Genomic DNA, 13,826 nt, shown 5'->3' with positions numbered 1-13,826 from the left:
GTCGCCGGTGGTTGGGACGGGGCTTCCGGCCGTCCCGGGCGGGACCTTCGTAGATCACGATCTCGACTCGGCGCGACCGGCTGCCGGGCTCGCGGGCCGCCCGCAGGTAGCCTCGAGCGGTGACGACTTCGCAGTCGGCCGCCGAGAAGCCCACGGTCGGCGGCTACACGCTGCTGACCCGGCTCGGCGAGGGCGGCATGGGCGTCGTCCACCTCGCCCGCCGCGGCCCGACCGGTCCGCGGGTCGCGCTCAAGGTGCTGCGGCCGCACATCATCGGCGACCAGGAGGCGCGCCGCCGGCTCGAGCGCGAGGTCGGCTCGCTGAGCCGGGTGCGCAGCCGGTGGGTCGCCGAGATCGTCGACGCCGACCCGTGGGCCGAGATCCCCTACGTCGCGACCCGCTACGTCCCCGGCCTCTCGCTCCACGACCTGGTGGTCGAGGAGGGCCCGGTCCAGGGCGACGACCTCTACTGGCTGGCCGGCTGCCTCGCCGAGGGCATCGCCTCGGTGCACGCCGTCGGGGTGCTGCACCGCGACGTGAAGCCCTCCAACGTGCTGATGGAGGGCCGCACCCCGATCCTCATCGACTTCGGCCTCGCCCGGGTCGCCGACGACCCCAAGCTCACCCACACCGGCTGGCTGCTGGGCACGCCCGGCTACCTCCCGCCCGAGATCCTGTACGGCGAGGACGCGACCGCCGCCAGCGACGTGCACTCCTGGGCGGCGACGGTGGCCTACGCCGGCACCGGCCACCCGCCGTTCGGCCGCGGCCCCTCGATGGCGATCATGGACCGGGTCCGGCGCGGCCAGATGGACCTCGACGGGCTGCCGCCCGACCTGGGCCGGGTGGTCGCCGCCGCGCTCGACCCGGAGCCGCGCAACCGGCCCACCCTCGACCAGCTGCTGGCCTGGCTGCGCCCGCTCACCACCCGGCGCGGCGACCGGCCGCCCGCCCCGTCGACGCCGCCGCCGACCGCCCCGCCGCACGACCCCTACACGGTGCCGCTGGCGCTGGCCTCCCAGGCCGCCGCCGACGACGAGACCGACGTCTGGCCCGGGCACGACGCCGCGGAGCCGCACACGCTGGCCATCACGTCGTACGAGCCGCCGGCGCCGCCGAAGCCCTCCGCCGCGGAGCGGTTCCGACGGGGTACCCTGCTGACGGCCGGCGCACTGGTCATCGGCGCCGCGCTCGCGGCCTTCCCCTGGCTCACCGCCGCCCTGGTGCTGACCGCCGTCTGGGTGCTGCGCAGCGGCTCCCACGCCGGCTCCGCGCGCGACCAGCGCCGCGAGTACCGCGGCCGCAAGTGGTACGACGGCGTGCAGCTCCTGGTCGCGGCTCCGTGGCACCTGGTGCAGTCGATCCCCGGCACCGCGCTGCTGGCGCTCTGGAGCCTGGGGATCGCCGTCGCCGCGGCGCTGGTCTGCTACGCGGTGTCGACCGGCCTGGACCTGGCACTGTTCGTGTGCGGGGTGGTGCTCGCGGTCTCGCTGTGGCTCGGGCCGGGCGGCTCCCGCGTGCGCGGGCCGGTGGCGCGGGTGGTCAACCCGCTGGCGGCCTCGCTGCGGAGCTGGGCGGTCGCCCTGCTCGTGCTCGTCGTGGTCGCCGTCGGGCTCGGCCTGCGGGCCGACCTCTCGGGCCCCGACTGGACCCCGGCCGGCAGCCGGCCGCACGCACCTCAGCTGCCGGGGTAGGACGGCGGCCGGTCACCGGGCGCCGTGCCCCAGGAGCCGGCCTCCGGGGTCGTCGTGACGACGACCTGCCGCGGTCGGCCCGGTCCGAGGTCGAGCCAGGACGCGCTGCGGTCCGTGCCGTCGACGGTCACCCCGCCGACGTGGGCGCCGGTGCCGACCCGGGTGATCCGCAGCGCCGGCCCGTCGGAGGGGCGGACCACGACCCGGTCGAAGGCGGGCACGCCGACGGCGACGTTCGGCGTGCCGGGCGTGAGCGGGTAGAGGCCCAGCGAGGTCCACACGTACCAGGCGGACATCGCGCCGAGGTCGTCGTTGCCGGGGATGCCCTCCGGGGTCAGCGACCAGAGCTCGGCGCGCGCCCGGTCGACCACGTCCTGGGTGCGCCCCGGCTCCCCGAGCCACTGGTAGGCCCACGGCGAGACGAACGACGGCTCGTTGCCGAGCCAGGCGTGCGGCTCGCCCCCGGCGTCGAGCTCGGTGAAGAAGTCGTCGAGCCGGGTGCGGACGGCCTCGGGCGACCCCAGCGAGCCGAGCAGCCCCGCCATGTCCTGCGGGACGCCGCCGAAGGTGTACTGCAGCGCGTTGCCCTCCTGGAAGCCGGTGCAGCACCCGTCCGCCTCGCCCGCGGGCGGGAACGACCCGTCAGCGGCGCGGGGCACCAGCAGCCCGCGGTCGGCGTCGAGGAGGTGCCGCCACGAGCCGCTCCGGGCGAGGTAGCGCCGCGCGACGCCGTCTCGCCCGGCCGCTCGGGCGAGGCGCGAGATAGCGAAGTCGTCGACGGCGTACTCGAGCGTCGTCGACGCCCCGAACCGCACGTCGGGCACCGGGACCCAGCCGGCGGAGAGGTAGGCGGCGAGTCCCTCGCGCGGGCCGTCGGTGCGGTCGCCCTGGCGCACCAGCCCGGCGACCACGTCGTCGAGCGGGAAGTCACGGGCACCGAACGCCCAGGAGGCGGCCGCGATCGGCCCGGCCGAGTCGCCGTTCATCACGCCGGTCTCCTCGGCGACCAGCGGCCAGCGCGGGAACCAGCCACCCTGGACGGCGTCGCGGTGCAGCGACCGCACGACCTGCGCGGCGACGTCGGGCCGCAGCAGCGCCAGCAGCGGGACCTGCGTGCGGTAGACGTCCCACCCGGAGACCGAGCTCAGCTGCACCTCGCCCGCGGGCAGCCGGTGCACCCGGCCGTCGAAGCCGGGGTAGCGGCCGTCGGCGTCGCTGACCGGCGTCGGCGCCACCAGCACGTGGTAGAGCGCGGTGCGGAACAGGCGCCGCTGGTCCGGGTCACCGCCGGTGACCTCGACCCGTGCGAGCTCGGCCTCCCACACCTGCCGGGCCCGCTCCGCGAGGCGGTCGACCGACCAGCCGGGCCGCTCGAGGTCGAGGTTGCGCCGCGCACCGGCGGCGTCGACGTACGAGACCGCGACCTGCGCGCGGACGACCGCCCGGCGGCCGAAGCCCACCCAGGCGCCGTCCGGGCCGGTCCCGTGGGAGCGGATCCGGCGGTCGAAGCGGTAGAGCACGTGCACGACGTAGTGGTTGTGCATCCCGCAGAAGCCGCCGCCACGGGCGCGGACGGCGACCTCGTGGTCGGAGGGGAAGGTGACGCGACCGCCGCCCTTGACGACGACGAAGGCGCGCTCGCCCGCGGGGTAGGCGAAGCGCAGCAGCCCGGTGCGCACGCTGGCGGCGAGGTCCACGGCGACGCCGCTGCCCAGCGTGACCGAGTAGCGGCCGGGGACCGCCCGCTCGGTCGACCGGTCCAGCTCGGACGTGGCCGCCTCGGGGCGGCCCGGGACGGCACCCGGCACCGGCAGCACGGGTACGTCGGCGAAGGCTCGACAGCCCGCGCCGGACAGGTGCGTGGGGGAGAAGCCGCGCACGAAGCGGTCGGTGGCGGCGTACCCCGACGGGTTGGCGGACGGCGTCGCGTCGGCCGCGTCGTCGGTGGTGTCCGGTCCGAGCTGCACCATCCCGAACGGCAGCGTCGCGGCCGGCGTCGTGCCGCCGCTGCGCCACGGCGGGGGACCGCCGGTGCCGACGAACGGGTCGACGTCCACGGTCACGCCGTCGCGTGCGGCCGCCGGCCGCTCGCCCGCGCCCACCAGCACGAGCGCGGCGGCCAGGACGGACGCCGAACGCCAGCGGGGTCGGGTCACCCCTCCAATCTAGGCCGCGGAGGGGTCCCAGATCCCGAGATCGGCGCTCCTGCCCGGGGCCGCGTGGCAGGATGGTCGTCGTGCAGCACCAGCAGATCATCATTGCGTAGCGCGTCGCCGATCCCACCCGGGGATCCACGACGCGCAGACCTCTCGTTCCCGAGAGGTTTTTTTGTTGTCCGGGCACGACCAGCAGCTGATCGACAGAGAGAACCCCGATGGACCTCCAGGGCGCGTTCCACGTCTACGACACCACCCTGCGCGACGGCGCGCAGCAGGAGGGGCTGAACCTCTCCGTCGCCGACAAGCTGACCATCGCGCGTCAGCTCGACGGGCTCGGCGTGGGCTACATCGAGGGCGGCTGGCCGGGCGCCAACCCCAAGGACACCGAGTTCTTCCGCCGGGCCGCGGCCGAGCTCGACCTGCGGCACGCGCGGCTCGCGGCGTTCGGCGCCACCCGCCGGGCCGGGCTCAAGGCCGCCGACGACCCGCTGGTCGCGGCACTGCGCGACAGCGGCGCGAGCGTCGTCACCCTGGTCGCGAAGTCCCACGACCGGCACGTCGAGCTGGCGCTGCGGACCACGCTCGAGGAGAACCTCGCGATGGTCCGCGACACGGTCAGCCACCTCACGGCCGAGGGCCAGACGGTGTTCCTGGACGCCGAGCACTTCTTCGACGGCTACCGCGCGAACCGGGACTACGCCCTCGAGGTGCTGCGCACGGCGTACGACGCCGGGGCCGAGGTGGTCGCGCTGTGCGACACCAACGGGGGGATGCTGCCGGGCTGGGTCTCCGACGTCGTCCACGACGTGCGCGAGACCGCGCAGGTGCGGGTCGGCATCCACTGCCACAACGACACCGGCTGCGCGGTCGCGAACACGCTGGCCGCGGTCGACGCGGGCGCGACCCACGTCCAGGGCACGATCAACGGCTACGGCGAGCGCACCGGCAACGCCGACCTGGTCTCGGTCGTGGCCAACCTCGAGCTGAAGCTCGACCGGACCGTGCTGCCCCCCGGCCTGCTCAAGGAGGCCACCCGGATCGCGCACGCGGTCGCCGAAGTCACGAACTTCCCGCCCGCCTCGCGGCAGCCGTACGTCGGCTCATCGGCGTTCACGCACAAGGCCGGCCTGCACGCCAGCGCGATCAAGGTCGACCCGGACCTGTACCAGCACATGGACCCCGCCGGCGTGGGCAACGACATGCGGCTGCTCGTCTCCGACATGGCCGGCCGCGCCTCGATCGAGCTCAAGGGCCGCGAGCTCGGGTTCGACCTCTCGGGCGACCGCGACCTGGTCACCCGGATCACCGACCGGGTCAAGGTGCTCGAGAGCCGCGGGCACACCTTCGAGGCCGCCGACGCCTCGTTCGAGCTGCTGCTGCTCGAGGAGGTCGAGGGGGCCCGGCCGACCTACTTCGAGGTCGAGTCCTGGCGGGTCATCACCGAGACGCTCGACCGGCGCACGGTCGGCGAGGAGGCGGTGTCCGAGGCGACCGTCAAGCTCAAGGCCGACGGGGTCCGCTACGTCGTCACGGGCGAGGGCAACGGTCCGGTCAACGCGCTCGACCACGCCCTGCGGCTGGCGATCGAACGGGCCTACCCGGCGGTCTCGAAGTTCGAGCTCATCGACTACAAGGTCCGCATCCTCGACCAGGGGCACGGCACCGACGCGATCACCCGGGTGCTGATCGAGACCACGGACGGCGAGTCGTCGTGGGTCACCGTCGGCGTCGGCGCCAACGTCATCGAGGCCTCGTGGGGCGCGTTGGTCGACGGGATGACCTTCGGCCTGCGACGGCACGGGGTCTGACCGGAACGGCGGCTACCGTCGCGTGATGCGGCGGGCCAGGTCGACCCAGCCGTGGTAGACGCGGTCGACCGGGAACCCGTCGACCTGGACCTGCTGCTCGAGGATCGGGCCCTCCAGCGGGGCCAGCAGGGCGACGGCCAGGATCGGCAGGTCGCCGGTGACGCCGAGCTCGCCCAGCAGGTAGCGCACGTGCATCGCGGCGAACGAGTAGGCGGCGTACGACCGGGTGCCGGCCCGGCCGGCGGCCCGGATGAGCTCGGCGTGCAGCAGCGTGGTCTCGAGCCGCGACCGACCGAACGCCAGCAGCCGGTCCCACGGCTCGGCTCCCGGTCCGAGCGGCGGCGGGCCGCTCATGACCAGGCCCTGCCACTCCGTCTCGGAGTGGTCGAGCAGCGCGGCCATCAGGCCCTCCCGCGACTCGAAGCGCCGGAAGACGGTGCCCTTGCCGACCCCGGCGGCCGCCGCGACGGCGTCCATCGTCACGCCCCGCGTGCCGCACCGCTCGACCAGGGACTGCGCGGCGTCGAGCAGCCGCTCGCGGTTGCGCGCCGCGTCACGGCGCTCCGGCGGGCGGGCGCCGATGATCGGCAGCAGGTGTGGCTCGGTCATCTCGGGAGACATCTCGGGGTCACCCTAGGGCGGGGTGCGACGTCGCGCTCGCGAGTTCTGGACCGGCCGGCGGGAATGAAAACGGACTGGAGTCCGTTTTGCCTGGCATGACTGACACCACCATCGCCGTCCTGGTCGGCAGCCTGCGCTCCGACTCCGTGAACCGCAAGCTCGCCGAGCTGCTGGCCGCGCGGGCCCCCGAGGGCGTCACCGTCGAGATCGTCGACGGCCTGGGCCAGATCCCGTTCTACAACGAGGACATCGACAACCCGTCCGACATCCCGGCCTCGGCCGCCGCCCTGCGCGAGCAGGTCGGCTCCGCGGACCGCGTGCTCGCGGTCACCCCCGAGTACAACGGCACCATGCCGGCCGTGCTCAACAACGCGATCGACTGGCTCTCGCGCCCCTACGGCGCCGGCGCCATGGTCGGCAAGCCGTTCGGCGTGGTGGGCGCCACCCCGACGCCGTACGGCGGCAAGTGGGCGCACGAGGACACCGCCCGGTCCGCGCGGATCGCCGGTGCCACGGTGGTCGAGGACGTCACCGTCTCGCAGTCGGCGGTCGACGTCGACGTGCTGACCGACCCCGACGTGCTCGAGCGGCTGGCCCGCGCGGTGCGCACGCTGGTGGAGCACGACACCGCCGCGGCCGCCGCCTGACCCGGCTCCGTCCGGCCGCCGTCCCGCTACCGTCGGGTCCGTGGCCGAACTCCATGACCTGACCGCGCTGGAGCAGGGCGGGCTCGTGCAGCGACGCGAGGTGTCGCCGCGCGAGCTCGTCGAGCACTACCTCGGACGCGCCGACCGGCTCGACTCGGTCGGCGCGTTCGTCACGCTCACCCCCGACCTGGCCCGGGCGCGGTCCGGCGCCCTGGGCGTCCCCGGCCCGGAGCGGTCGCCGCTGTTCGGCGTGCCGACGGCGATCAAGGACCTGAACCTGACGGCGGGGGTGCGGACCACGTTCGGATCGGCTGCGTTCGCGGACTTCGTGCCGGAGGTCTCCGACCACGTCACCCTCGCGCTCGAGGCGGCCGGGATGGTGAGCCTGGGCAAGACCAACACCCCGGAGTTCGGCTCGCCCTGCTACACCGAGCCGGAGATCGCGCCGCCGGCCGTGACCCCGTGGGACCGCACCCGGACCGCCGGCGGGTCGTCCGGGGGAGCAGCGGCTGCCGTCGCCGCCGGGCTGGTGCCGGTCGCCCAGGGCTCCGACGGCGGCGGCTCGATCCGGATCCCGGCGTCCTGCTGCGGGCTGGTCGGGCTCAAGCCGAGCCGGGGCCGGATCAGCGGGCACCCGATGTACGGCGACCCGGTCGGCCTGGCCACCGCCGGCCCGATCGCCCGGACCGTGCGCGACGCCGCGGCGCTGCTCGACGTGCTCGCCGGCCGCCGGCCGGGGGACCCGTCCTGGGCGCCTCCGCCGTCCGGGTCGTTCCTGTCCGCCTGCGACCGCGACCCGGGCCGGCTCCGCGTCGCGCGGTTCGTCGACCCCGTCATCACCGACACCCCGGTCGACCCCGAGTGCGTGCGGGCCTGGGAGGACGCCTCCCGCCTGCTGGAGTCGCTCGGCCACGAGGTCGTCGACGTGCCGGTGCCGCTGCCGCGGGAGGCGGTCGCGACCTTCGAGACCTGCTGGGCGGTGCTGACCGCGCTGTCCGTCGTACCGCCCGAGAAGGAGCACCTGCTGCGTCCGCTCACCCGGTGGCTCGCCGAGCGCGGTCGCGCGGTGAGCGGTCCGGAGTTCGGGCTCGCCATCGGTGCGATGCGCCGCTACGCCGCGGGCGCGCTCGAGGCGCTGGCGCCCTACGACGTGGTCCTGACCCCGACCCTCGCGACCCCGCCGCTGCCGGTCGGCGCGATGCGCGACGACGCCGACCCCGCCGCCGACTTCGAGGCGCAGAAGGCCTTCACCCCCTGGACCTCGGCATGGAACGTCACCGGCAGCCCGGCCGTCTCGCTCCCGCTGCACTGGACCGACGGCGGCCTCCCGGTCGGCGTCATGCTCGCGGCCCGCCCGGCCGAGGAGGAGCTGCTGCTCTCCCTCGCCGCCCAGGTCGAGGCCGCCGCACCGTGGGCGCACCGGCGGCCGCCGGGCTGGTGAGCCCGCCGTCTGGGTGACCGACGCCACACCGGCGTACGCTGGAGGCAACCGACCTGCCGGGCCAGCTCGCCGAGCTGCAGGACAGGACTGAAGGGTGGACGTCATGACGACGTCACCGACCTCTGCTGCACCCCCGACCAGCGCGCCCACCGGCGACCGCCCGCCGCTGCGGCTCGAGCTGCACGCCGGCGCGAAGGGATCCACCGACGGCACCTGGTGGCCGCGGTCCCGCGACCTCCCCACGGAGGCCGCCGACCTGCTCGACCACTTCCCCGAGTCCGCGGGCCGCATCAACCGGCTGCTCTTCTCGCGCCCCGACTGGGACAACGCGACCGAGGACGGCCACAGCCTGCACCGCGTCATCGCCCGGCGCGGACCGGTGAAGATCGGCTCGTTCCCGAGCGACGACACCCACCTGATGATCCTGTCGATGGCGTCGGGACAGCGGCTGCGGCTCGACGTCGTGCCCAGCGACGTCGACGAGGCCGAGGGGGAGCGCCGGATGCGGGCCTCCGCGGAGGGCACCGACCTGGGCTGACCCCCCTAGGCTGATCCCATGAGCAGACCGGTGGTCGTGGTCGTGGGTGCAGGTCCGGGCGTGAGCGGCTCGGTCGCGCGCCGCTTCGCGCGCGAGGGGTACGACGTGGGGCTGCTCGGCCGCGAGGAGGAGCCGCTGCGCGTCCTGGCGACCGAGCTCGAGGAGGTCGGGGCGACCGTCGGGCACGCGGTCGTCGACATCACCGACGCCGAGGCCACCACGGCGGCGATCCAGCGGATCGGCGACCACACCGACCGCATCGACGTGCTGCACTTCAACCCCAGCGCGTTCCGCGAGAAGGACCCGCTCGAGCTCACCGTCCCCGAGCTCCTCGAGGACGTCGCGCTCGGCGTCGGCGCACTGCTGACCGTCGTCCAGGCGGCCCGGCCCTACCTGTCCTCGGGCGGGCGCGTCACCGCGACCGGCAGCCTCGCGGCCGACCAGCCGTGGCACCGCGCCGCGTCGCTCGGCGTTCAGAAGGCGGGCCTGCGCAACCTGGTCCACAGCCTCGACGCGACGCTCGCGCCCGACGGCATCCGCGCGGTGTCGGTGACCGTCCGCGGCACGCTCGCGCAGCACGGGTCGTTCACCCCCGACCGGGTCGCGGACGCGATCTGGGCGGCCGTCCACCAGGACGAGGGGGAGTGGCGGACCGAGGTGCCCTACTCCGGCTGAAGGAAGGCGAGCACCGCCTCGGCGAACTCCGCGGGCCGGGTCGCGTGCACGAGGTGTCCTGCCTCGACGGTGACCATCCGTGCCCGCGGGACCCGGCGCACCAGCTCCTCCACGCGGTCGCGCGGCATCGGGCTCGGCGCGCCGCCGTACACGACCAGGGTGTCGGCGGTGATCCGGGAGAGCCCGGCGAGCCAGGCCGGGTCCGGGGCGTCGATCTGGGGGCGCACGGCGAGGACCATGTCCCAGTCGAACCCGAGCTCGCCCGGCGGCCGCGCCAGTGGCGGTCCGACCCGCGGGAGCGGCGCGGTCACGTCCTCGAGCACGAGGCGGTCGACGCGGTCGGGCGCGTGCTGGGCGAGGAGGAGGGCGACCAGCCCACCGAGCGAGTGCCCGACCAGGTCCACCGTCGCCAGGTCGAGGGCGTCCAGCAGGCCGAGGACGTCGTCGCGCATGAGCTCGAGGGAGTAGGTCCCCGGCCAGTCGCTCGCGCCGTGCCCGCGCAGGTCCACCGCCAGCACCCGGCGCCCGGGCGCCATCGACGGGACGACGACGTCCCAGTCCGCGGCGCTCTCCCCGAGCGCGTGCAGCAGCACGACCGGCCGGCCGCCGGGCGTCCCGGCCTCGCGGACCGCGAGCTCGATGCCGTTGGTGGGGACGCGCACCCGGCTACCGTAACGAGGTGGCCACGGTCGAGGACGTGCACGAGCTCGCGCTGGCGATGCCGCACGTCACGGTCGTGCACGGCCAGCGGGCCCGCAACCCCGTCTACCAGGTGGGCGGCAAGTCGTTCGTCTTCTTCCGCACGCCCCGGCCGGACGCGTTCGACCCCGAGACGGGGGAGCGGTACGACGACGTGATCGTGCTCTGGTGCAGCGCCGAGGACAAGGAGGCGCTGGTGCAGGACGAGGGCACGCCGTTCTTCACGACCCCGCACTTCGACGGACACCCGTCGGTGCTGGTCCGGGCCAGCCGCCTCGGCGAGGTCTCCCGCGAGGAGCTCGCCGAGATCGTCCAGGACGCCTGGCTCTCCCGCGCCTCCGCCGCGCGCTGCCGGGCCTGGCTGGCGTCACGGGGCGGGACCGGCTGAGGGTCAGTCGTCCCCGATCCCTCGGGCCTGCAGCGCGTCGCCGGTCTCGTGCGCGCGGGCGACGACGCGGATCACGAACGGGGTGAGGAACGCCCGGGGGTGGCGCACGCCGCGGGCCCGGGCCGCGTCGCGGGTCTCGACCGCGAGCGCGATGGTGCCGGGCAGGGCCTGGATGGCGAGCCCGAAGGTGAGGGCCACCCGGTCCGGCTTCACGCCGATCCGGCGCAGCGGCGTGATCCAGCGGATGAGCGCGTCGAGCATCGCGTTGACCGGCGTGGTGGCCGTGACGACCACCGCCGCCAGCGACAGCGCGACCAGGTCGACGAAGGTCTCGATCGCCTTGTCGCGGCCGTACCAGTACCACTGGAACGCGCTCACGAAGAGCGCCAGCACGAGCACCGCCCGCGCCGCACGGGCCAGGGTCAGCACCCGCACCCGGGCGACCAGGGCGAGCAGCAGCGTGACGCCGAGGAAGACCCAGGACGCCGGCATGCTGCGCACCAGCACGATGGACAGGCTCAGCGCGCAGAGGCCGGCCAGCTTCACGCCGACCGGCAGCCGGTGGAGCAGCGTCGAACCCGGCTGGTAGACGCCGACCAGGCCGGTGGAGCTCACGACGCCACCGACGCGAGGTAGTCCGCGACGGCCGCGTCGGGCGCACCGTCGAACCGGACCCGTCCGTCCTCGACGACCACGACGCGGTCGCAGCGCCGGACCAGGTCCAGGTCGTGGGTCACCAGGACCAGCTGCTGGTCGAGCCCGAACAGCAGGTCGCCGACCCGACGGGTGTTCGCCAGGTCGAGCAGCGTGGTCGGCTCGTCGGCGACCAGGACAGCGGGGTCGACGGCGAGCACGCCGGCCAGCGCGAGCAGCTGCTTCTGGCCGCCGGACAGCGTGTGCACGCTGGAGTCCGCGTGCTCACCGAGCCCGTTGCGCTCGAGCACACCCCGGGCGAGCTCGTTGCGGCGCTTCGGGTCCTTCTCGCTGCGGCGCAGCGACAGCTCGACGTCCTCGACGCAGGTCGGCATCACCAGCTGCGCGGCCGGGTCGGTGAAGGCGAACCCCACCCGCCGTCGTACGGCGGCCCCGTGCCGCGCGACGTCGACCCCGTCGACCAGCACCCGGCCGGTGGTCGCCTCGACGAGGCCGTTCACCAGGCGGGCGAGGGTCGACTTGCCGGAGCCGTTCGCCCCGATGACGCCGACCCGCTGCTCGGTCAGCTCGAGGGTGGTCGGCTCGAGCACGACCCGGGTGCCGCCGGGGACCGGGACGGTGACCCCGGCGGCCTCGAAGCTGATCGTGGGCAAGTCAGCGACGCGCGAGCAGCTGCGGGAACGCCCGGTGCACCTCGGCGGCGACCAGCGCGACCAGCGTGGTCTTGAGCAGGTCGCCGATCCAGAACGGAGTGTCGTAGGTGAAGGCCTGGTGCCAGGAGACGTCGAGGTAGAGCTTCATGCCGATGATGCCGAGCGGGTGGATCACCAGCACGCTGCCCGCCAGCGAGCAGAAGAAGACGTAGATCGCGCGGGTGCGGTTCTCGCGGGCGACGTACTTCACCAGGAAGCCGGCCAGGGCGGCCGCCAGCGGGAAGGCGAACAGGTAGCCGGCGCTCACGCCGGTGAACACCGCGATGCCCGAGGAGTGCTCGGCGAACACCGGGAGCCCGATCGCGCCGAGCAGCAGGTAGAGCGAGACCGCGAGGAAGCCACGGACCGGGCCCAGGACGCAGCCGGCCAGCATCACGCCGAAGGTCTGGAGGGTGATCGGCACGCCGGCGCCGCCGACCGGGATCGAGCCGATGTAGGCGCAGGCGCTGATCAGTGCCGCGAACCCGGCGATCAGCGCGAGGTCGGTCGTGACGGACGTGCGCCGCCGCGGGGTCGCCTCGGGGGTGGTGGGGTCGGCGGTCTCGGCCATGGCCATGCTCGGTTCCTCTGCTCTGCCCGTCTCGGGGTCCGTCGTCGGGGTCGATCCTGGGGGGTCCATCTCGGGAGCGCACCTGAACGGTGGTCAGGTGAACGGCGTTCAGGTTAGGGTTCGGGTCCGCGCGCGGTCAACGGTGACCGACGAGTACGAGGAGTGTGACGTGCGTTACCACCGCGAGGACGTCGTCGAGCGGGCGCTCGGCGTGCTCGACACCTACGGGCTGGCCGACCTCACCATGCGCCGGCTCGGGACCGAGCTCGGCATCCAGCCCAGCGCGCTCTACCACCACTTCGCCACCAAGCAGCTGCTGCTCGCCGCCGTCGCTGACGAGATCCTGGCCCGCGGTCCGCACGGTCCGCGCCCGGCGCGCTGGGACGACCGCGTCGCCGCCACCTGCGAGGAGCTGCGCGACGCGATGCTCGCCTACCGCGACGGCGCCGAGGTGGTCGCGACGTCGTACTCCTTCGGGCTCGGCGCGGCGGCGCCGTACGACGACCTGGTCGGTGCGCTCGCCGAGGGTGGTCTGCCGGCGGACCTGGTGCCGACCGCGGCGCGGACCCTGCTGCACTTCGTCTTCGGCCACGTCAGCGACGAGCAGACCCACCTGCAGGCCGGCAGCGCCGGTGCGATCGACGACGACCCGCTGCCCGCGTCGGACTTCGCGGCCGGCCTGGGGCTGGTGCTCGACGGCATCCGGGTCCGGGTCGCCGACCGGTCAGGAATCGAGAAGCGCGGCGCGCGACCGGTCACCTAGCGTGACGCCATGACCAAGAACACCGGATTCACCGACGCCGAGCGCGCCGCCATGAAGGACCGCGCCGCCGAGCTCAAGGCCGAGGGCCGCAAGGGCGCCAAGAAGGCAGACGACCTCGAGGCGCTGCTCGCCAAGGTCGCCGAGATGCCCGACGACGAGCGGGTGATGGCCGAGCGCGTCCACGCGATCGTCACCAGGGTCGCGCCGCAGCTGGACCCGAAGACCTGGTACGGCATGCCCGCCTGGGCCCGGGACGGCAAGGTGGTCTGCTTCTTCAAGCCGGCCTCGAAGTTCGGCAACCGCTACTCCAACCTCGGGTTCAACGACCCCGCGCACCTCGACGACGGCAACATGTGGCCGACGGAGTACGCCCTGCTCGAGATCGGCGACGCCGAGGCGAAGCGGATCGAGGCGCTCGTGGGCCAGGCGGCCGGCTGACCGACCCGGTCAGGTCGGGTCGACGACGGCGCCGTGCT

15 protein-coding genes are annotated in these 13,826 nt (G+C 74.5%); 9 read left to right on the top strand and 6 right to left on the bottom strand.

Annotated elements, in window-relative coordinates; all coding sequences use genetic code 11:
• Positions 1 to 119: 119 nt before the first annotated feature.
• Entirely contained in the window at positions 120 to 1,694 is a 1,575-nt protein-coding gene (locus ACILQ5_RS07890; protein ID WP_395657434.1) for a serine/threonine-protein kinase, read from the top strand.
• Here ACILQ5_RS07890 and ACILQ5_RS07885 read toward each other — a convergent pair.
• On the bottom strand, positions 1,679 to 3,850 hold the full coding sequence (locus ACILQ5_RS07885; protein WP_395657433.1) for a GH92 family glycosyl hydrolase: 2,172 nt from the start codon (positions 3,848 to 3,850) through the stop codon (positions 1,679 to 1,681). The two genes, ACILQ5_RS07890 and ACILQ5_RS07885, sit on opposite strands and share 16 nt — an antisense overlap.
• Before the next feature lie 218 nt (positions 3,851 to 4,068).
• Between ACILQ5_RS07885 and cimA the strand changes: the two genes are divergently transcribed.
• A complete protein-coding gene (gene cimA / locus ACILQ5_RS07880; RefSeq protein WP_395657432.1) occupies positions 4,069 to 5,661 on the top strand; it encodes a citramalate synthase in 1,593 nt (530 codons plus the stop codon).
• Between the two features lie 12 nt (positions 5,662 to 5,673).
• Here the strand turns inward: cimA and ACILQ5_RS07875 are convergent, their stop codons facing one another.
• Positions 5,674 to 6,270, bottom strand: coding sequence for a TetR/AcrR family transcriptional regulator (locus tag ACILQ5_RS07875; protein WP_395657431.1), 597 nt, complete (start codon positions 6,268 to 6,270; stop codon positions 5,674 to 5,676).
• A 107-nt stretch (positions 6,271 to 6,377) separates the two neighbouring features.
• Between ACILQ5_RS07875 and ACILQ5_RS07870 the strand changes: the two genes are divergently transcribed.
• From ACILQ5_RS07870 to ACILQ5_RS07855, 4 genes are all read left to right on the top strand, one after another.
• Positions 6,378 to 6,929 (top strand): NAD(P)H-dependent oxidoreductase, encoded by a 552-nt coding sequence (locus tag ACILQ5_RS07870; protein WP_395657430.1) that lies wholly within the window; start codon positions 6,378 to 6,380, stop codon positions 6,927 to 6,929.
• A 40-nt stretch (positions 6,930 to 6,969) separates the two neighbouring features.
• Positions 6,970 to 8,370 carry an amidase gene (locus tag ACILQ5_RS07865; RefSeq protein ID WP_395657429.1) on the top strand — a complete coding sequence of 467 codons (1,401 nt, stop codon included), beginning with the start codon at positions 6,970 to 6,972 and terminating at the stop codon, positions 8,368 to 8,370.
• A gap of 103 nt (positions 8,371 to 8,473) precedes the next feature.
• A complete protein-coding gene (locus tag ACILQ5_RS07860) occupies positions 8,474 to 8,908 on the top strand; it encodes a DUF5994 family protein (protein ID WP_395657428.1) in 435 nt (144 codons plus the stop codon).
• Between the two features lie 18 nt (positions 8,909 to 8,926).
• Entirely contained in the window at positions 8,927 to 9,583 is a 657-nt protein-coding gene (locus ACILQ5_RS07855; protein WP_395657427.1) for an SDR family oxidoreductase, read from the top strand.
• On the opposite strand, the gene ACILQ5_RS07850 is transcribed toward ACILQ5_RS07855, so the two are convergent.
• Positions 9,571 to 10,245, bottom strand: a complete 675-nt coding sequence (locus tag ACILQ5_RS07850; RefSeq protein ID WP_395657426.1) for an alpha/beta fold hydrolase — start codon at positions 10,243 to 10,245, stop codon at positions 9,571 to 9,573. The genes ACILQ5_RS07855 and ACILQ5_RS07850 overlap by 13 nt on opposite strands.
• Before the next feature lie 17 nt (positions 10,246 to 10,262).
• Here ACILQ5_RS07850 and ACILQ5_RS07845 point away from each other — a divergent pair, with 17 nt between their 5' ends.
• A complete protein-coding gene (locus ACILQ5_RS07845) occupies positions 10,263 to 10,670 on the top strand; it encodes an MmcQ/YjbR family DNA-binding protein (protein ID WP_395657425.1) in 408 nt (135 codons plus the stop codon).
• Between the two features lie 3 nt (positions 10,671 to 10,673).
• On the opposite strand, the gene ACILQ5_RS07840 is transcribed toward ACILQ5_RS07845, so the two are convergent.
• The 3 genes from ACILQ5_RS07840 to ACILQ5_RS07830 are packed head-to-tail and all read right to left on the bottom strand — an operon-like array spanning position 10,674 to position 12,593.
• Positions 10,674 to 11,285, bottom strand: coding sequence for an energy-coupling factor transporter transmembrane component T family protein (locus ACILQ5_RS07840; RefSeq protein WP_395657424.1), 612 nt, complete (start codon positions 11,283 to 11,285; stop codon positions 10,674 to 10,676).
• Positions 11,282 to 11,977 carry an energy-coupling factor ABC transporter ATP-binding protein gene (locus ACILQ5_RS07835; protein WP_395657423.1) on the bottom strand — a complete coding sequence of 232 codons (696 nt, stop codon included), beginning with the start codon at positions 11,975 to 11,977 and terminating at the stop codon, positions 11,282 to 11,284. The genes ACILQ5_RS07840 and ACILQ5_RS07835 overlap by 4 nt, the downstream gene beginning before the upstream one ends.
• Position 11,978: 1 nt before the next feature.
• Complete coding sequence (locus ACILQ5_RS07830; protein WP_395657422.1) at positions 11,979 to 12,593, bottom strand: biotin transporter BioY; 615 nt, start codon at positions 12,591 to 12,593, stop codon at positions 11,979 to 11,981.
• 163 nt (positions 12,594 to 12,756) lie between these two features.
• Between ACILQ5_RS07830 and ACILQ5_RS07825 the strand changes: the two genes are divergently transcribed.
• Both ACILQ5_RS07825 and ACILQ5_RS07820 read left to right on the top strand, forming a co-directional pair.
• On the top strand, positions 12,757 to 13,350 hold the full coding sequence (locus ACILQ5_RS07825) for a TetR/AcrR family transcriptional regulator C-terminal domain-containing protein (RefSeq protein WP_395657421.1): 594 nt from the start codon (positions 12,757 to 12,759) through the stop codon (positions 13,348 to 13,350).
• A gap of 9 nt (positions 13,351 to 13,359) precedes the next feature.
• Positions 13,360 to 13,788 (top strand): iron chaperone, encoded by a 429-nt coding sequence (locus ACILQ5_RS07820; protein ID WP_395657420.1) that lies wholly within the window; start codon positions 13,360 to 13,362, stop codon positions 13,786 to 13,788.
• Positions 13,789 to 13,826 lie beyond the last annotated feature (38 nt).

The organism is Nocardioides sp. (assembly GCF_044226305.1).
In the GTDB taxonomy this organism is placed as follows: Bacteria; Actinomycetota; Actinomycetes; order Propionibacteriales; family Nocardioidaceae; genus Nocardioides.
This window is presented reverse-complemented; position numbering and strand designations above follow the sequence as displayed.

Excerpts from the sequence above, each read along its gene's own strand:
- cimA (WP_395657432.1), top strand. The coding sequence starts at position 4,069 with ATGGACCTCCAGGGCGCGTTCCACGTCTACGACACCACCCTGCGCGAC.
- ACILQ5_RS07875 (WP_395657431.1), bottom strand. The coding sequence starts at position 6,270 with ATGACCGAGCCACACCTGCTGCCGATCATCGGCGCCCGCCCGCCGGAG.
- ACILQ5_RS07870 (WP_395657430.1), top strand. The coding sequence starts at position 6,378 with ATGACTGACACCACCATCGCCGTCCTGGTCGGCAGCCTGCGCTCCGAC.
- ACILQ5_RS07860 (WP_395657428.1), top strand. The coding sequence starts at position 8,474 with ATGACGACGTCACCGACCTCTGCTGCACCCCCGACCAGCGCGCCCACC.
- ACILQ5_RS07855 (WP_395657427.1), top strand. The coding sequence starts at position 8,927 with ATGAGCAGACCGGTGGTCGTGGTCGTGGGTGCAGGTCCGGGCGTGAGC.
- ACILQ5_RS07830 (WP_395657422.1), bottom strand. The coding sequence starts at position 12,593 with ATGGCCATGGCCGAGACCGCCGACCCCACCACCCCCGAGGCGACCCCG.
- ACILQ5_RS07820 (WP_395657420.1), top strand. The coding sequence starts at position 13,360 with ATGACCAAGAACACCGGATTCACCGACGCCGAGCGCGCCGCCATGAAG.